This is a genomic window from Pseudomonas sp. M2 (assembly GCF_015751845.1).
Classification (GTDB): domain Bacteria; phylum Pseudomonadota; class Gammaproteobacteria; order Pseudomonadales; family Pseudomonadaceae; genus Aquipseudomonas; species Aquipseudomonas putida_E.
In genome coordinates, this window is sequence record NZ_JADOUD010000001.1 from 4,195,841 (window position 1) to 4,213,215 (window position 17,375).

A 17,375-nucleotide genomic window follows, 5' to 3' on the forward strand; every position below is an offset into this window, starting at 1 on the left:
AGCCGGGCACTGCCCGTGGTACCCCACTCGTACGGAAAGCAAGCTGATGAATCCCGAAAAGTCCCTGCAACTGGCCCGCCGTTTCATTGAATTGCCGCTGGAAAAGCGCCGCCTGTTCCTTGAAACCCTGGCCAGAGAGGGCATCGACTTTTCCCAGTTCCCTATTCCGGCCGGGGTGGCGGCTGACGACCGTCTTGCACCCTCGTTCGCCCAGCAACGCATGTGGGTGCTCTGGCAGCTGGATCCGCACGGCGGTGCCTATAACCTGCCAGGTGCGGTCCGCCTCAAGGGGGCACTTGACGAGGCCGCCTTGCAGCAGGCGTTCAGCCACCTGCTCGAACGCCACCAGAGCCTGAGCTGTGTGTTCCAGCAGCAGGCCGATGAGCGCCTGTGCCAGGTGCACCGCCCGGGCGCGCCGCAGATCCAGCGCCTGGACCTGCGCGAGCTGGCCGAAGACGCCCGCCAGGCACGGGTGCAAGCCGAGGTCGAGGCCGAGTCGCTGTGCCCCTTCGACCTGGAGCATGGCCCGTTGCTGCGCATCCGCCTGCTGCAACTGGCTGAGCAGGACCACGTGTTGCTGCTCACCTTGCACCACATCGTCGCTGACGGTTGGTCGATGAATGTGCTGATCGACGAATTCAGCCGCTGCTATGACGCCTGCGCTGCTGGCACACAGCCGCAACTGCCGGCGCTGCCGATCCAGTATGTCGATTACGCCCTGTGGCAGCGGCGCTGGCTTGAAGCCGGCGAACTCGAACGCCAGCTGGCCTACTGGCAAGCCACGTTGGGTGAAGAGCAGCCGGTGCTGGAGTTGCCGCTCGACCGCCCACGCCCGGCCGCGCCAAGTTTCAAAGGCAGCCGCCAGGAGCTGGTGGTGGACACGGCGCTTGCTCAGCAATTGCGCAGTTTTGCGGCGCAACACAACCTGACGCTGTTCATGGTTCTGCTCGGTGCTTTCGGCGTGCTGCTGCAGCGTTACACCGGCCAGTGCGACCTGCGCATCGGCAGCCCGGTGGCCAACCGCAACCGCGCAGAAGTCGAGGGGCTGATCGGCCTGTTCGTCAACACCCAGGTATTGCGCCTGCAGCCGGATGCCCAAGCTGACGCACTGGCCTATTTGCAGGCAGTGCGGCAAACCGTGCTGGGCGCCCAGGCCCATCAGGACCTGCCCTTCGAGCGCCTGGTCGATGCGTTGAAGGTGGAGCGCAACCTGAGCCACGCACCGTTGTTCCAGGTGATGTACAACCACCAGCCGCAGGTGGCCGACCTGGCTGCGGTCACGCTGGGCTCTGGCCTGGAGCTGTCCGCACTGGAGTGGCGCAGCCGCACCACCCAGTTCGATCTGAGCCTGGACACGTACGAGCAGGGTGGCGTGCTGCGCGCTGCGTTCACTTACGCGACCGACCTGTTCGATGCGGCGACCATCGAACGCATGGCGGGCCACTGGCTCACCGTGCTGCGTGAGTTGGTGGCTGACCCTGCACGCCCGCTGTGGCAACTGCCCATGCTCGACCCGGCCACCCGCCAACGGGTGCTGCAGGACTGGAACGCCACGGCTGCCAGCTACCCGCTGCAGTATGGCGTGCATGAGCTGATCGAGGCTCAGGCGCAGCGCACCCCGCACGCGCCGGCACTGCTGTTCGCCGACAGCCTGCTCAGCTACGCCGAGCTCGATGCCCAGGCCAATCGCCTGGCCCATTACCTGCGTGGTCAAGGGGTGGGCAGCGACAGCCTGGTCGGGGTCGCGGCTCAGCGCAGCATCGAGATGGTCGTCGCCTTGCTGGCGATCCTCAAGGCCGGTGCGGCCTATGTGCCCCTGGACCCGGAGTACCCTGAGGAGCGCCTGGCCTACATGATCGAGGACAGCGGCATCGGCCTGCTGCTGACCCAGCAGGCGCTGCTCGACAGCCTGCCGCTGCCGCACGGTGTGCAGTGCGTGGCGCTCGACGCCCTGGTGCTGGACACGATGCCGGACAGCACCCCGGGTCTCAAGGTCGAGCCGACGCAGCTGGCCTATGTCATTTATACCTCCGGCTCTACGGGGCGCCCGAAGGGCGCGGGTAACAGCCACCAGGCGCTGACCAACCGCCTGTGCTGGATGCAGCAAGCCTATGGCCTGGATGCCAGCGATACGGTGCTGCAGAAAACCCCGTTCAGCTTCGACGTGTCGGTGTGGGAGTTCTTCTGGCCGTTGATGACCGGCGCCCGCCTGGCCATCGCGGCGCCGGGCGAGCACCGCGATCCGCAACGCCTGATCCGCGCCATCGAGCACTACCGGGTGACCACGCTGCACTTCGTGCCTTCGATGCTGCAGGCCTTCATCCATGAGCCCGGTGTGCACGCCTGCAGCACCCTGTCGCGCATCGTCTGCAGTGGCGAAGCGCTGCCGGTGGACGCCCAGCGCCAGGTGTTCGCGCGTTTGCCTGCAGCGGGGCTTTACAACCTTTATGGCCCCACCGAGGCTGCCATCGATGTCACCCACTGGACCTGCGTCGAAGAGGGCAAGGACAGCGTGCCTATCGGCCAGCCGATCGCCAATATCCGCACCTATGTGCTCGACGCCGGCCTTGAGCCCGTCGCTGTCGGTGTGGCCGGTGAGTTGTACCTGGGCGGGGTGGGCCTGGCGCGCGGCTACCACCGCCGCCCAGGGCTGACGGCCGAGCGCTTCGTCGCCGACCCGTACGGCACCGGCGAGCGCCTTTACCGTACCGGTGACCGTGTGCGCCAGCGTGCCGACGGTGTGATCGAGTACCTGGGGCGCTTCGATCACCAGGTGAAAATCCGTGGTTTGCGCATCGAGTTGGGTGAGATCGAGGCGCGTCTGGCCGAGCACGCGCTGATACGCGAGTGCGTGGTGCTGGCCCTCGATGGTCGCCGGTTGGTGGCTTACCTGGTGCTCAATGCAACGCCTGAGGGCTGGCAAGGGCAGCTCAAGGACTGGCTGCTGCAAAGCCTGCCCGAATTCATGGTGCCCAGCCAGCTGATGCCACTGGACGGCCTGCCGCTGACACCCAACGGCAAGCTCGATCGCAAGGCCCTGCCACAGCCCGAGGCCGGGGCACAGGGTACCCATGTTGCGCCTCAGAGCGCGGCCGAACGCCAGCTGGCAAAGGTCTGGTGCGAAGTGCTGGGCATCGCCCAGGTGGGCCTGGACGACAACTTCTTCGAGCTTGGTGGCGACTCGATCATTGCTATCCAGGTCGTCAGCCGCGCCCGTCAGGCCGGGCTGGCGCTGAGTCCGCGTGACCTGTTCCAGCACCAGACGCTGCGCGCTCTGGCCCAGGCTGCGGGCAGCGTGGACAGCCGCCAGGCCGACCAGCGCCCGGCTGAGGGCGAGGCACGCCTGACCCCGGTGCAGCTGCAGTTTTTCGACACGCCCATGCCGGTGCGCCAGCACTGGAACCAGGCCGTGCTGCTGGTGCCCCGCGAGCCGCTGCAAGCGGCGCAGCTGCAGCAGGCCCTGGCTCAGATGGTGGCGCAGCACGACGCCTTGCGCCTGCGCTTCACCCAGGCTGATGGCCAATGGCAGCAGCAACACGCGCCGGCCTCTGCTGGCGTGCCGCAGCTCTGGCATCGCCAGGCAGACAGCGAGCAAGCGCTGGCTGCATTGTGCGATGAGGCCCAGCGCAGCCTGCGGCTCGATCAGGGGCCATTGGTGGCGGCGATGCTGGTGGCCATGGCCGACGGCAGTCAGCGCCTGCTGCTGGTGATCCACCATCTGGTGGTCGACGGCGTTTCCTGGCGCATCCTGCTCGAAGACCTGCAACGTGCTTGCCTGGGCCAGCCGCTGCCTGCCCGGACCAGCAGCTACCAGGCTTGGGCCGAGCGCCTGGCCGGGCATGCCGACGCCTGTGCGGGGCAGCTCGATTACTGGCTGGCACTTGGCGAGGCCGGGGCGCAGGCGCTGCCACGTGACCGTGCGGTAACGCAGACGCGCGTGGCGGATGAGCGCAAGGTACGGGTCAGTTTCCCGCCGGCCTTTACCCAGGCCCTGCTGCAACAGGCGCCGAGTGCCTACCGTACGCAGGTCAATGACCTGCTGCTGGCGGCCCTTGCCCGTGCCCTGTGCAACTGGAGCGGCAATCAGCAGGTACTGGTGCAGCTCGAAGGGCATGGCCGTGAGGAGCTGTTCGAGGATATCGACCTGACCCGTACTGTGGGCTGGTTCACCAGCCTGTATCCGGTCGCCTTGCGCCCGCAAGCACAGCCCGGTGCCTGCATCGCGGCCATCAAGGAACAACTGCGCGCCGTACCCCAGCGTGGCCTGGGCTATGGGGTGCTGCGTTATCTGGGCACACCGGCGCAACGCGAGCAACTGGCGCGCCAGGCGCAACCGCGGGTGACGTTCAACTACCTGGGCCAGTTCGACAGCCAGTTCGAGAAGGGTGCGCTGTGGCAGCCCGACCCTCAGGGGGCCGGGCAGGGGCAGGATGGCGACGCGCCGCTGGCCAACTGGCTGAGCGTGGAGGGGCAGGTCTACCAGGGCGAGCTGGGCATCAGTTTCGGCTACAGCCAGGCGATGTACGACGAGGCCACCATCGATGCCCTGGCCAGCGATTTCGCCAGCCAGCTACGCGCCTTGGTCGATCACTGCCTGCAACCGGGGGTTGCCAGTGCCACGCCGTCGGACTTCCCGCTGAGCAACCTGGACAGCACCGGGCTTGCTGCCCTGGCAGTGGACTTGGCCCAGGTCGAGGACATCCTGCCGCTGTCTCCCTTGCAACAGGGCCTGCTGTTCCATTGCCTGCATGCGGCCGCAGCCGGCGACTACATCAACCAGTTGCGCCTGGATATCGACCAGCTCGACCCGCAACGCTTCCAGGCCGCCTGGCAGGCGGCGCTGGACACCCACGCGGGGCTGCGTGCCAGCTTTCACTGGCCGGTCGACGTGCAGCAACCCGTGCAGGTGATCCGCCGCCAGTTGCAACTGCCGTTCAGCCAGCTCGACTGGCGCGACCAGGCCGCGTCGTCCGACCACCTGCAAATCCTGGCCGAGCAGCAGCGCCTGGCCATGGCCGCGACTGATCAGGCGCCCTTGCTGGGCATCACCCTGGTGCGCCTGGGCGAACAGCGCTGGCACATGATCTACACCCATCACCACCTGCTGCTCGATGGCTGGAGCCATGCCCGGTTGCTGGCTGAAGTGATGCAACGCTACCGTGGCCAGGCACCCCGCCAGGCACCTGCGCATCCACGTACCTACCTGGCCTGGCTGGCCACGCGTGACCGCCAGCAGGACCAGTCGTTCTGGCAGGCGCAGCTGCAGGGCATGCAGGCGCCAACACTGCTCGCCAGCCAGCGCCGCAGCGTTGAAGCGGCCGGCTACGGCCTGTGGCAGCAACGCCTTGGCAGCGCTGCATCGGCGCAGATCAAGGCGGCGGCGCGGGCGCGCAAGGTTACCGTCAATACATTGGTGCAGGCGGCCTGGCTCTTGCTGCTGCAACGGCACTGCCGTCAGGACACCGTCTGCGTCGGTGTTTCGGTATCGGGGCGGCCTTCTCAGTTGCCGGGCATCGAGGCGCAACTGGGGCTGTTCATCAACACCGTGCCGTTGGTGGCCGCCCCGCGCCTTGAGCAGCGCCTGGACGACTGGCTGCAACAGCTGCAGGCCAGCAACCTGGCACTACGCGAGCACGAATACACACCACTGGCCGACATCCAGCGCTGGGCGGGCAGGGCTGGCGAGGCACTGTTCGACACCTTGCTGGCGTTCGAGAACTACCCCGTGGCCGAGGTGCTGCAAGGTGGCGGTGACGGGCCGCGCTTCGGTGTGCCGGACAGCCACGAGCAACCCCACTACGCCTTGACCCTGTCGGTGGGCATGGGTGAGCAGTTGCAGGTCGACTATCGCTTGCGCCACGACGCTTTCAGCCTGGCCGACGTGCAGCGCCTGGCCGACCAGTTTGGCCACCTGTTGCAGGCGATCGCTGGCGCTGGCAACCCATGCCTGGCTGAGCTGAGCCTGCTGGATGCCGCCAGCCATCAGCGTTGCCAGGGTCAATGGCAGGCCGCTGAAGGTACTGTTCCGGCACTGGGCGTACACCAGCTGATCGAGGCCCAGGCGGCGCGCAACCCGCGGGCCGTGGCGGTGGTTGCCGAGGACGGCACGTTGGATTACGGCCAGCTCAACGGCTTGGCCAACGCCTGGGCGCAACAGTTGATCGCGCGGGGTGTCGGCCCCGAGGACCTGGTAGGGCTGTGCAGTGAGCGAGGCCTGACGATGGTTGTCGGCCTGCTGGCGATCCTCAAGGCCGGTGCCGGCTACGTGCCGCTGGACCCGCAATACCCGCGTCAGCGTCTGCAGGACATGCTCGACGACAGCGCCGTCAGGCTGGTGCTGGGCACCCGTAGCGCCGCGCAGCCACTGGCGCTGGCAGGCACGGCCCAGTGGTTGTGGCTGGACCAGCCCCTGGCGCCGCAGGACGATAACCCTGCGCCGCGAGCCACCGCCGACAACCTGTTGGGGTTGATCTACACCTCCGGCTCCACCGGTCGCCCCAAGGGTGTGGCCCTGACCCATGGCGCCATCGCCGCGCACATCGCGACCATGGTCGGCCAGTATCAGGTGACGGCGCAGGACCGCTTCGTGCACTTCGCTTCGATCAACTTCGACTGGGGCACTGAGCAATGGTTGTTGCCGTTGAGCCAGGGCGCCTGCTGCATCGTGCGTGGCGATGAGATCTGGACCGCGGCCCAGGCATTCGAGGTGATCGAGCGCGAGCGCGCCAGCGTGGTCTACTTCCCCACCCAGTACGCCTGTCAGTTGGCCGAGTGGGCGCATCAGCAGGGCCGGGCACTGCCGGTGCGCTGCATGAACGTGGCCGGGGAGGCGCTGGCGCGTGAAGGCTTCGAGCGAATCCAGGCCCACTTGCAGCCGCAGCGTATCGTCAACGGCTACGGCCCTACCGAAACAGTGATCACCCCGCTGCTGTGGCAGGCCGACGGGTCTACCCGCATCGACACCGGCTATGCGCCGATCGGAACGCCGGTGCCGGGGCGTACCGCTTACCTGCTCGATGCAGCCTTGCAACTGCTCGATACCGGCACTGACGGCGAGCTGTATATCGGTGGCCCCTGCCTGGCGCGTGGTTACTTTGGCCAGGCGGCGCTGACCGCTGAACGTTTCGTGCCCGACCCCTACGACACGGTCGGCGGGGGCCGCCTGTACCGCAGTGGTGACCTGGTGCGGCAGCAGGCCAATGGCGAGCTGGTGTTCATCGGCCGCCTGGACCACCAGGTGAAAATCCGCGGTTTCCGCGTCGAGCCCGGTGAAGTCGAAGCCTGCCTGCTGGCCCTGCCTGAGGTGCGCGAGGCCGTGGTGATGCCGGGCGGTCAAGGTGCCGACCTGTACCTGGCCGCCTGGTTGGTACCGGTCAGCGGTTCGCAGGCCGATGCCGGGCTGCGTCAGCGCATTCTCGACGCGCTGCGCGCCGTGCTGCCGCCCTACATGGTGCCGTCACGCCTGCAACTGCTCGACAGTTTGCCGCTGAACCCCAACGGCAAGGTCGACCGCAAGGCATTGCCGTCGATCGAGGTCGACACCTCTGAAGCAGCGTTCAGTGCGCCCCTGGATGCGCTCGAACGCGAGGTCGCCCAGGCCTGGGCCAGTGTGCTGGGCAGGCACGAAGTGGGCCGTTTCGAGCACTTCTTCGAGGCCGGTGGCCACTCACTGCTGGCCACGCAGGTGGTGGCGCGGCTGCACCGCGACGGCCACACCGGGGTCGGTGTACGCGACCTGTTCAGCGCCCCGCGCTTATGTGATTTCGCTCAGCGCCTGCGCCAGGCGCAGCCGGTAAGCGATGCCGGCCCGCAACTGCGCGCACTGGGCGTCAAGGCCAGCGCACCGCTGTCGCTGGCCCAGCGCCGGTTGTGGATTGCCGAACAGTTTGCCCAGGGTAGCGGGGCGTACGGCATGCCGCTGGGCCTGCGCCTGGACGGGCCGTTGCAGCCCGCATGCCTGAAGCAGGCCTTGCAGGTGCTGGTGCAGCGCCACGAAGTGCTGCGCAGCGCGGTGGCCTGTGACGACGAAGGTGAACCGCTGCTGGTGATCCAGGCGGCGGTCGACCTGGACCTGCCAGTGGACGACCTGAGCCTTTTGGCTGCCGCCGAGCAACAGCTGCGCGTGCTTGAAGCGCAACTGGCCAACGTGCGTCAGCCGGTGCCCCTGGACCAGGCGCCGATGCTGCGTGCACGCCTGCTGCGCCTGTCCGGCGACGCCCATGTGCTGCTGCTCAACATGCATCACATCATTTCCGATGGTTGGTCGATGGCGCTGATGGTCAACGAACTGATCGCCAGCTACAGCGCCCTTGCCCGTGGCCAGGCGCCCGTGCTGGCGCCGCTGGTGCTGCAGTACTCCGACTATGCGCTATGGCAGGCCGAGCGCGAGCGTGCCGGGCTGCTGCAGGCCCCGGCGCAGTGGTGGCGCACGGCCTTGCACGGTAGCAGCGGGCGCTTGCAGTTACCCACTGACTTGCCGCGCCCGGCCAAGGCGTCCCAGGCGGGGGAGAACCTCTATCACGAGCTGCCGCCGACTACGGTCGTGGCGGTACGCGAACGGGCCGCGCAATTGGGCGTGACCCCCTACATGCTGCTGCTGGCGGCGTTCCAGCTGCTGATGCACCGCGCCAGCGGCCAGCACGACCTGCTGCTCGGGGCGGATGTCGCCGGCCGCGAACACCCCGACCTTGAGGCGCTGATCGGCTTCTTCGTCAATGTTCTGCCACTGCGCTCGCAACTGGACGAACAACTGGACTTCGCCGCGTGGCTGGCGCGCACCCGCACCACCTTGCTCGATGCCAGCGAGCAGCAGGCGCTGCCGTTCGACCTGATCGTCGAGGCTGCTGGCGCGCCGCGCCACCCAGGCATGAACCCGCTGGTGCAGGTGCTGTTCGTGATGAACGACATGCCGCTGGCGCATGGCGGCCTGGCCGACCTGAGTGTGCAGGTGCTGCCGCAGGCGGGCGGCTATTCGAAATTCGACATGGCGCTGTTCATCGACCCGGTCGCGGACGGCTGGCGCGTCACCTGGCAGTACGCCACACAGCTGTTCAAGGCAGAACGGGTCCAGGCACTGCTGCGTGGCTGGCTGGACATCCTGGGCCAGGTGCTGGGCAACCCACACATCCAACTGAGAGAGATCACTATGGCGGTTCACAGTGAAATCGTGGCGGCGCCTGCCGCCGCCGGCGGGCAACCCAAAAAAGACAAGCTGGGCAGTTTCCTCAAGCGCGGCGCCGGCACGCCAAGCCGGCCGGCCAGCGCAGTGCGCGAGGCTGCGATGGTGCCGGGGCAGGCCTTTCCGTTGCTGATCGAACCGGTCGATCCCGGCGTGAGCCTGACCGACTGGGTGGTGAAGCACCGTGCCGAGATCGAACGCAAACTGGTGGCTCATGGCGGCATTCTGTTCCGCGGTTTCGGCTTGCAGACCCCGCAGGACTTCGAGGCCTTCGCCGAGGCTGTGCAGCCTGGGCTGTACGGCCAGTACGGTGACCTGCCTAAGAAGGAAGGCGGCAAGAACACCTACCGCTCTACGCCGTATCCGGAGCAGAAGATGATCCTCTTCCACAACGAAAGTGCCCACCAGGACCGCTGGCCGCGCAAACAGCTGTTCTTCTGTGAACTGCCTTCGCCGGTTGGCGGTGCCACCCCGGTGGTCGATTGCCGGCAGATGTATCAGCGCCTGCCCGCTCCCCTGCGCCAGCGTTTCGAGGACAAGGGCCTGCTCTACGTACGTACTTTCACCGACAAGCTGGACGTGTCCTGGCAGCATTTTTTCAAGACCGACTCGCGTGCGGATGTCGAGCGCCGTTGCCAGGCGTCGGGTATCCAGTGGCGCTGGCTGGACAACGACGAACTGCAGATCCGCACGCCTTGCCCGGCGGTGATCGAGCACCCGGTCAGCGGTGAGAAGAGTTTCTTCAACCAGGTGCAACTGCACCACGTGTTCTGCCTGGATGCCGACGTGCGCGAGGACTTGTTGGCGCTGTATGGCCTGGAGCGCATGCCGCGTCAGGTTTACTACGGCGATGGCAGCCCGATAGAAGACGCCGACATGGCGTTGATCGGTGAGCTGTACGAGGCGTGCGCGGTGCGTTTCGACTGGCAGGCCGGTGATGTGATCCTGCTCGACAACATGCTGGCCGCACATGCCCGCGACCCGTTCCAGGGGCCACGCAAGATCGTCGTCGCCATGGGCGACATGATGCAACGTGCCGACCTTGAAACCCTCACCTTGAACCGCACAGGAGTGCAAGCATGAACATCACCGTTGAATCGAGCGGCCTGCCGTTGTTGCCCATGCAGGTGCTCGAGCTGACTGCACTGCCTGCCCGCTGGCAGGACGCGGCGCGCTGCATCACCTTGCAGCTCGACAGCGTGCCGGCGCCCGCCGCGCTGCGGGCTGCCCTGCAGCTGTGGCAGGGCCAGCACGACGCGCTGCGCCTGCGCATCGGCCAAGCCGCCGGTTATCGCGGCCTGCGTCAGTTTTTTCAGCGCGAGGCGGCAGCGGTGGACCTGACGTGGCTGGCGGCGGGCGATACCGCCGGCCGCCAGGCCTGGTTCGAGCGTGAGGTGGATGTGCAGGCCGGGGCGGGCGTCGCCGTGCTGGTGTGCGAGCAGGCCGAGGGGCGCTGCCAGTTGGTGCTTGGTGTGCTCGCTGCGCTGGTTGACGCTGCCAGCCTGCCGGCCCTGGCTGCAAGCCTTGCGGCGATCTGCCAGGGCGCACTGGGAACAGCCGAAGACGGCGATTTCGAACAGTACCTGCAGTGGCGCAGCGAGGTGGTGGTGGATGAAGACGCCAGCACTGCGCGCAGCTACTGGAACGCGCTGAACGGCAAGCCCGCAAGCGCCCAGCAACTGCCCCGGCGCCCCCCGCAAGGCAGCCCGCGCGGTGAGCGCGCGCAGGCCCGCGCCGCGCTTGATCCGGCCGTTGTGCAGCACCTGGCCGGCCTTGGCCTGCCCTTGGACATGGTGTTGCAGGCAGCCTGGTGGCTGCTGCTGGCGCGGCTCGATGGTCAGCCTGCGCAGGTGGTGAACTGGTGCCACGACAGCCGCGGCGACTACACCTATTTCGCCGACAGTGCAGGGGTGTATCACAAGCAGCTGCCGGTGCTTGTCGACTACCAGGCCGAGCAGCCACTGCGTACCTGGCTGCACGGCCTGGCCGCGCAGTTGGAGCAGCATGCCGTTTGGCAGGAATACTTCACCCCCGAGCAGACGCCCGCGCTGGAGCCTGCCGCCATCGGTTTTCGCCTGATCCCCGCCTGCCCGCCGCTGGCCGGAGGTTGGCAGGTAGTGGGCATGGACGCGCCGAGGGTCGGCCCCGACCTGCTGCTGCAAGTCGACAGCGACCGCGCAGCGCCACAGGCGCTGTTGCAGTACTGGGCCTCGTGGCATAGCCCGGCACTGGCGCAGCTACTGCTCGAGCAGTACGTAACGCTGCTGGCAAGCATCGCTCAGACACCAGACGCGGCCTTGGCCAGCCTGGGGCTTGTCGGTGAGCAACAGCGTCGCCTGGTGCTTGAGCATAACGCCCAGGCTGCACTGCCAGCGGTCACCGAACTGCTGCCGGAACGGGTCGCCCGCTGGCTGCGCGAACAGCCCCAGGCGCTGGCGATCATCGAGCAAGGGCAGGGGTGGAGCTGGCAGCAGCTCGACCAGCTGGCCACTGCGCTGGCCGCGCACCTGCAGGCCCAGGGCGTTGGCAGCGCCAGCGTTGTCGGCCTGGCCCTGCCGCGCTCGGTGCACTGGCTGGCGGCGGTGCTGGCCTGCTGGAAGTGTGGCGCTGCATACCTGCCGCTGGACCCGCTCTGGCCCGCAGCGCGACGCGAGCAGGTCAGCCGCCTGGCCGGCGCGCAGTTGCAGATCGATGCCACGCTGTTCGAGCAGTTGGCGGACACCTCTGCGCCGTTCGAGGCGCAAGCGCTCACGGCCAGTACGGCGGCCTATGTGCTGTTCACCTCGGGTTCGACCGGTGAGCCCAAGGGGGTGGTCATCGAACACGGGCAACTGGCCGGGTACCTGCAGGCCGCTGAGCAGGCCTTGGAGCTCTCGGCCTGCAGGCACTTTGCGTTCAGCGCCACGGTGGCGGCTGACCTCGGTCATACCAGCCTGTTCGGCGCCTTGCAGGTTGGCGCCACCTTGCACGTTGCCAGCGACGCAGTGATGCAGGACCCGGCAGCCTTTGCCGCGTTCGTGCGCAACGAAGGTATCGATTGCCTGAAGATCGTGCCGTCGCACCTGGCGGCGCTGCTCGACAGCGCGCAGCCCAGCCTGCCAGCGACCCTGGTACTGGGCGGCGAAGCGCCGAGTGCGCAGTTGCTGGCGCGCATCGCACGGCTGGCGCCTCAGGCTCGGGTGTTCAACCACTATGGCCCGACCGAGGCCACCGTCGGCGTGCTGGTCCAGCCACTGCGGGCCGAGGCGCCGATGGCGAGCCTGGGCCAGGTGCTGGCCGGCAACCGCGTTTACTTGCTGACGCCTGCAGGGCAACTGGCGGGCGTGGGTGAGCTGGGTGAACTGCATGTGGCCGGGCGCCAGTTGTGCCGGGGCTATCTGGGGGACGAGCAGGGGGCGTCGCGCTTTATCGACAACCCATTGCAAGCCGGCGAGCGCCTGTACCGCAGCGGTGACCTGGCCCGTTACCAGGCCGATGGCAGCATCCTGCTGCAGGGGCGGCAGGATCACCAGGTGAAGATTCGCGGGTTCCGTGTCGAGTTGGCCGAAGTGGAAGCGCGCCTGCTGGAGATCGACGGGGTGGCGCAGGGGGCGGTGCTGGCGATCGAAACCCAGCCCGGGCAACTGGAACTGCTGGCTTGCTACGCCGTGCACGGCGAAGCCGAAGGGCTCGATGAATCCTCGCTGCGTGCGCGGCTTGCCGAGTGCCTGCCAGCGGCCATGGTACCGACGCAGCTGCGTTGCCTGCCGAGCCTGCCGCGCCTGGCCAACGGCAAGCTCGACCGTCGCGCGCTGCTGCAGCTGCCGCAGCAGGGCGGCCAGCAGGATGCCCCACAGGACGCATTGCAGGCGTTGCTGGCCCAGCGCATGGCGCAGTTGCTCGGGCGCGACAGCATCGGTATCCACACCGACTTCTTCGCTGCCGGCGGCCATTCGCTGCTGATCATCAAGCTGGTGGCTGGGATCCGTAAGTTGTTGAACTGTGAAGTGGCGCCGGCGCTGGTCTTCGAGCACCCCACAGTGGCGGGGCTGGCCGAGGCATTGCAGGCCAGCGAGGCAAACCGCGGGCAGTTGCTCAAGATTGCCCAGGCGCGCCTGCAACTGGAGCGCATGAGCCCTGAGGAAAAGGAGCAGATGCTGGCCAAGGCGAAGAACGTTACGGCATAGCTCAGACAGCGTTTGATAGGGCTGCTACGCAGCCCATCGCCGGCAAGCCGGCTCCTACAGGTACAGCGCAGGCCTCAAGAACCACGCTGAACCTGTAGGAGCCGGCTTGCCGGCGATGGGCCGCAAAGCGGCCGCAAATCTATTGACCGACTGGCATTAGCCTTCCGGTTTTTCATGAGTGCGAGGTTAGGCAGCCCCGAGCCATCGACCAATTGAACGCAAATGAAAAAAGTTATCAGTTTTTTTCACGTTCGTGCGTCTTACCTGTAAGCCGCTGAAAACGCGTCGCTCGAACGCGTAAGGCCCTTATAGAAACGGTACGTCGAGACCGTCACCTACACACTCATAGAACAGTCGGAGTCAGTTGCGCACATGAAGTCCAAACGTATGCGAAACAAGGGGGCAGCCTTGGCCGCCGGGCCATCGAAGTGGAGCCTGCGGGCTTCGGCACTGGTGCTGAGCCTGGCCATGGCCCATGCCCATGCCCAGCCGGTTGCGGTGGACATCGCAGCCCAGCCATTGGACCAGGCCCTGATCGCCCTTGGCCAGCAGACCGGCCTGCAGATGGTCTACTCGCCCGACCTGGTCAGCGGCAAGCGTGCACCCAAGGTCAGCGGCACCATGGAGCCGGACCAGGCCCTGGCGCAACTGCTGGAAGGCGCAGGCCTTACCTACCGCATCGAGAACAATTCGGTCCTGTTGATCAGCACCGACACCAGTGATGTCGGCGCCGGTGCTCTGGTTATCGGCGAAACCACCATCATGGGCCAGGGGATGGGCCAGGCTACCGAGAACACCGGCTCCTACACACCGGGCCTGACCAGCGTCGGCTCGAAGAGCCCGACCTCGTTGAAGGAAACCCCGCAATCGGTGTCGGTGATCACCCGCCAGGTCATCGAAGACCGCCAGTTCACCGACATCAACGATGCGATGAAGGCCGTGCCGGGTGTGACCGTGCAGAGCAACACCTTCCGTATCCAGGACTTCTATTCACGCGGCTTCCCGATCCAGAACATCCAGCTCGACGGCGCCGCCCCCATGGCGTTGGGCACCACCGCCGGCAGCTTTTACGCGTCGAACATCTACGACATCGCCGAGTTCGACCATGTCGAAGTGCTGCGTGGTGCCAGCGCACTGTTTGGCGGCACCGGTGACCCGGGCGGTATCATCAACCTGGTGCGCAAGCGCCCGCTGGACTTCTACCAGCTCAAGTTCACCGCCTCGGCGGGCAGCTGGGACAACTACCGCAGCGAGCTGGACGTGACCGGCCCGCTGGGCTTCGATGGCAAGCTGCGTGGCCGTATGGTGGTGGCCTACCAGGACCGCCAGTACTTCGTCGACAACCGTGCCACCGACAAGCCGTTCTTCTATGGCGTGCTTGAAGCCGATGTCACCGACGACACCATGCTCACCGCAGGCTTGCGTTTCAACAAGGTCCACGAGACCGGCACCGCCTCGGCCGTGCCACGCTACAGCAACGGTGCAGACCTTGGCCTGCCGCGCCATACCGGCCTGTCTACCACTTGGGCGTACGCGGACGGCTTTTCCCGCGAGTATTTCGCCAAGATCGACCATCGCCTCAATGATGATTGGAAGCTCAACCTCAGCTACACCAACATCTACGACACCATCACCACCAACAACGCCACCACGCTGGGCTCTGTTAACCCGGTCACCGGCACCGGCGTGACCCGCTACGGCACCTACAACACCCAGTGGAGCGAGCAGAACCTCTGGGACGTCAACGTCTCCGGCGACTTCAGCATGTTCGGCCTCGACCACCGCCTGGTGGTGGGTGGCGACTATCAAGAGATCGACAGCCGCTGGCGCGGCACTGGCCGCTTCACCACTGCCGGCGGCCCGGTCAATGTATTCGATCCCGATTCCACCCCATGGGATGATCCAGGCGCCCGGCCGGTCATCAGCCGCGACTACAAGCCCAACAGCCAGACCCAATACGGCCTGTACTCGAGCCTGCGCCTGCAACTGGCCGAGCCGTTGCACCTGATCGTCGGTGCCCGTGCACAGCGCTACAAGTTCGACCAGACCTACCAGACGGCAGACGCCACCGGGTCGACCTGGACCCAGCAGTCGCGGGTGGACATGCGCGAACCGACCAAAGTCACCCCGTTTGGCGGCATCGTCTATGACCTGACGGACGAATGGGCGGCCTATGCCAGCTACGCCGAGATCTTCAAGCCACAGCAGAACCTGCTGGCCGGGCCTGCGACCTCTGGCAGCACCCTCGACCCGATGACCGGCAAAACCTACGAGACCGGCATCAAGGGCGAGCTGTTTGGCGGTGCGGTCAACACCAGCATTGCGCTGTACTACACCAAGCGTGAAGACCAGGCGGTGCAGGACCCGAACTACCCGTTGAGCCAGGTGGCATTCGGCGGTAACTGCTGTTACGTCAATGGTGGGGAAACCATCAGCAAGGGCATCGACATGGAAATCTCCGGCGAAATCCTGCCGGAATGGATGATGATGGCCAGCTACACCCTCAACATCAACAAGAACCGCGACACGGGCTCTGCGCTGAGCACCGTCACGCCCAAGCACATGGCCAAGCTGTTCACCACCTACCGCTTGCCGGGTGTGCTGAACGACTTCCGCGTCGGGGGTGGCGTGGACATCCAGAGTGCGACCAAGGTCAGCGGCACCGCAGCGACCTACGACAGCCTGGGCAACGTAGTGCAGTCCGATGTGCCTTTCGAATACCAGCAGAGCGGTTATGCGATCTGGAACGCGATGGTCGACTACCGTATCGACGAGCACTGGAACGTGACCCTCAACGGCAACAACCTGTTCGACAAGAAGTACTACCAGACAGTCGGTACCTCGACCTACGGCAACTACTATGGCGATCCACGCAACTTCATGCTGACGGTACGGGCGACGTACTGATTTCAGTCAGCGTAATCAGGGCTGCTGCGCAGCCCATCGCCGGCAAGCCGGCCCCCACAGGTACAGCGCAGTTCTTGAGGTCTGCGCTGTACCTGTGGGCCGGCTTGCCGGCGATGGGCCGCAAAGCGGCCCCAGATTCGCATCAGGCCAGCACCTGCTCCAACCAGCATCCTGCCGCGGCATACACCTCGCCAGTCGCTCCGGTGATCCCCCACATGCGCAGAAAGTCGTGGGTCAGCCCCGCCTCTATGCGCAGGGTGGTCGGTGTGCCGCTCGCCTCAAGCTTGCGCGCATAGTCCAGGCCTTCATCGAACAACGGGTCGTACTGGGCCAGGTTCACATACGCCGGCGCCATGGCCGGCAGCGCCGGGTGCAGCAGAGGCGAGGCGCGCCAGTCATTGTGCGCCTGGGCGGCGCCCAGGTAATGGTCATAGAACCAGTCCAGTGTGCCGCTCTCCAGCAGATAACCCTCGGCATACCGCTGGTGCGAGGCGCGCCGGGTATTGCTTTCGGCCACAGGGTAAAACAGCAGCTGCGCTTTCACTGCCATGGCCTGCGGGTGTTGCGCGGCTTCGATCGCCAGCACCGTGGCCAGGGTTGCCCCCGCGCTGTCGCCGGCCAGCACCAGCGCGCTCGGCAGGCCCAGTTCGGTGGCGCTGTGCTGCAGCCAGCTGGCGGCGTCCTGGCAATCGTGCAGGGCCGTCGGGAACGGTTGCTCCGGCGCCAGCCGGTAGTGCGCAGCGAACACCGCATAGTCACCCAGGCAGGCCAGGCGCCGGCACACGCAGTCATGCGAGTCCAGGCTGCCGACCACATAGCCACCGCCATGCAGGTAGAGCAGGGTGGCCTTGGGCGTGACGCCCGGGCGCACGTAGAGGCGGGCGGGCAACTGCGCACCATCGCGGCAACTGAACTGCAGGGCGCGCACCTCGACGTGGGCGGGAGGGTCGGGGTCGAGCAGGCGCGAGGCGTTTTCAAATTCCGCCCGCGCCTGGGCGATGCCCAACTGATGCATGGGCTGGCTCTTGCCCGTCAGGCGGCCGAGTTCGGCCAGTTCCAGGAACGCTTCCAGATCGCCATCCAGGGACATTCGGGTTTCCTTCACATTGTTGGATAAGGGCCCG

General features: G+C 66.5%; 4 protein-coding genes. 3 read left to right on the forward strand and 1 reads right to left on the reverse strand.

The window, feature by feature from the left end:
• The first annotated feature begins 46 nt into the window (after positions 1-46).
• The 3 genes from IWW33_RS19535 (at position 47) to IWW33_RS19545 (ending at position 16,251) form a co-directional block, all read left to right on the forward strand.
• Positions 47-10,261, forward strand: a complete 10,215-nt coding sequence (locus tag IWW33_RS19535; protein ID WP_174142533.1) for a non-ribosomal peptide synthetase — start codon at positions 47-49, stop codon at positions 10,259-10,261.
• Positions 10,258-13,344: an amino acid adenylation domain-containing protein gene (locus IWW33_RS19540; protein ID WP_174142534.1), complete on the forward strand. Its 3,087-nt coding sequence runs from the start codon at positions 10,258-10,260 to the stop codon at positions 13,342-13,344. Before IWW33_RS19535 ends, IWW33_RS19540 begins: the two co-directional genes overlap by 4 nt.
• 372 nt (positions 13,345-13,716) lie before the next feature.
• A complete protein-coding gene (locus IWW33_RS19545; RefSeq protein ID WP_080952081.1) occupies positions 13,717-16,251 on the forward strand; it encodes a TonB-dependent receptor in 2,535 nt (844 codons plus the stop codon).
• A gap of 142 nt (positions 16,252-16,393) precedes the next feature.
• On the opposite strand, the gene IWW33_RS19550 is transcribed toward IWW33_RS19545, so the two are convergent.
• Complete coding sequence (locus IWW33_RS19550) at positions 16,394-17,341, reverse strand: alpha/beta hydrolase (protein ID WP_196914329.1); 948 nt, start codon at positions 17,339-17,341, stop codon at positions 16,394-16,396.
• Positions 17,342-17,375: the final 34 nt, after the last annotated feature.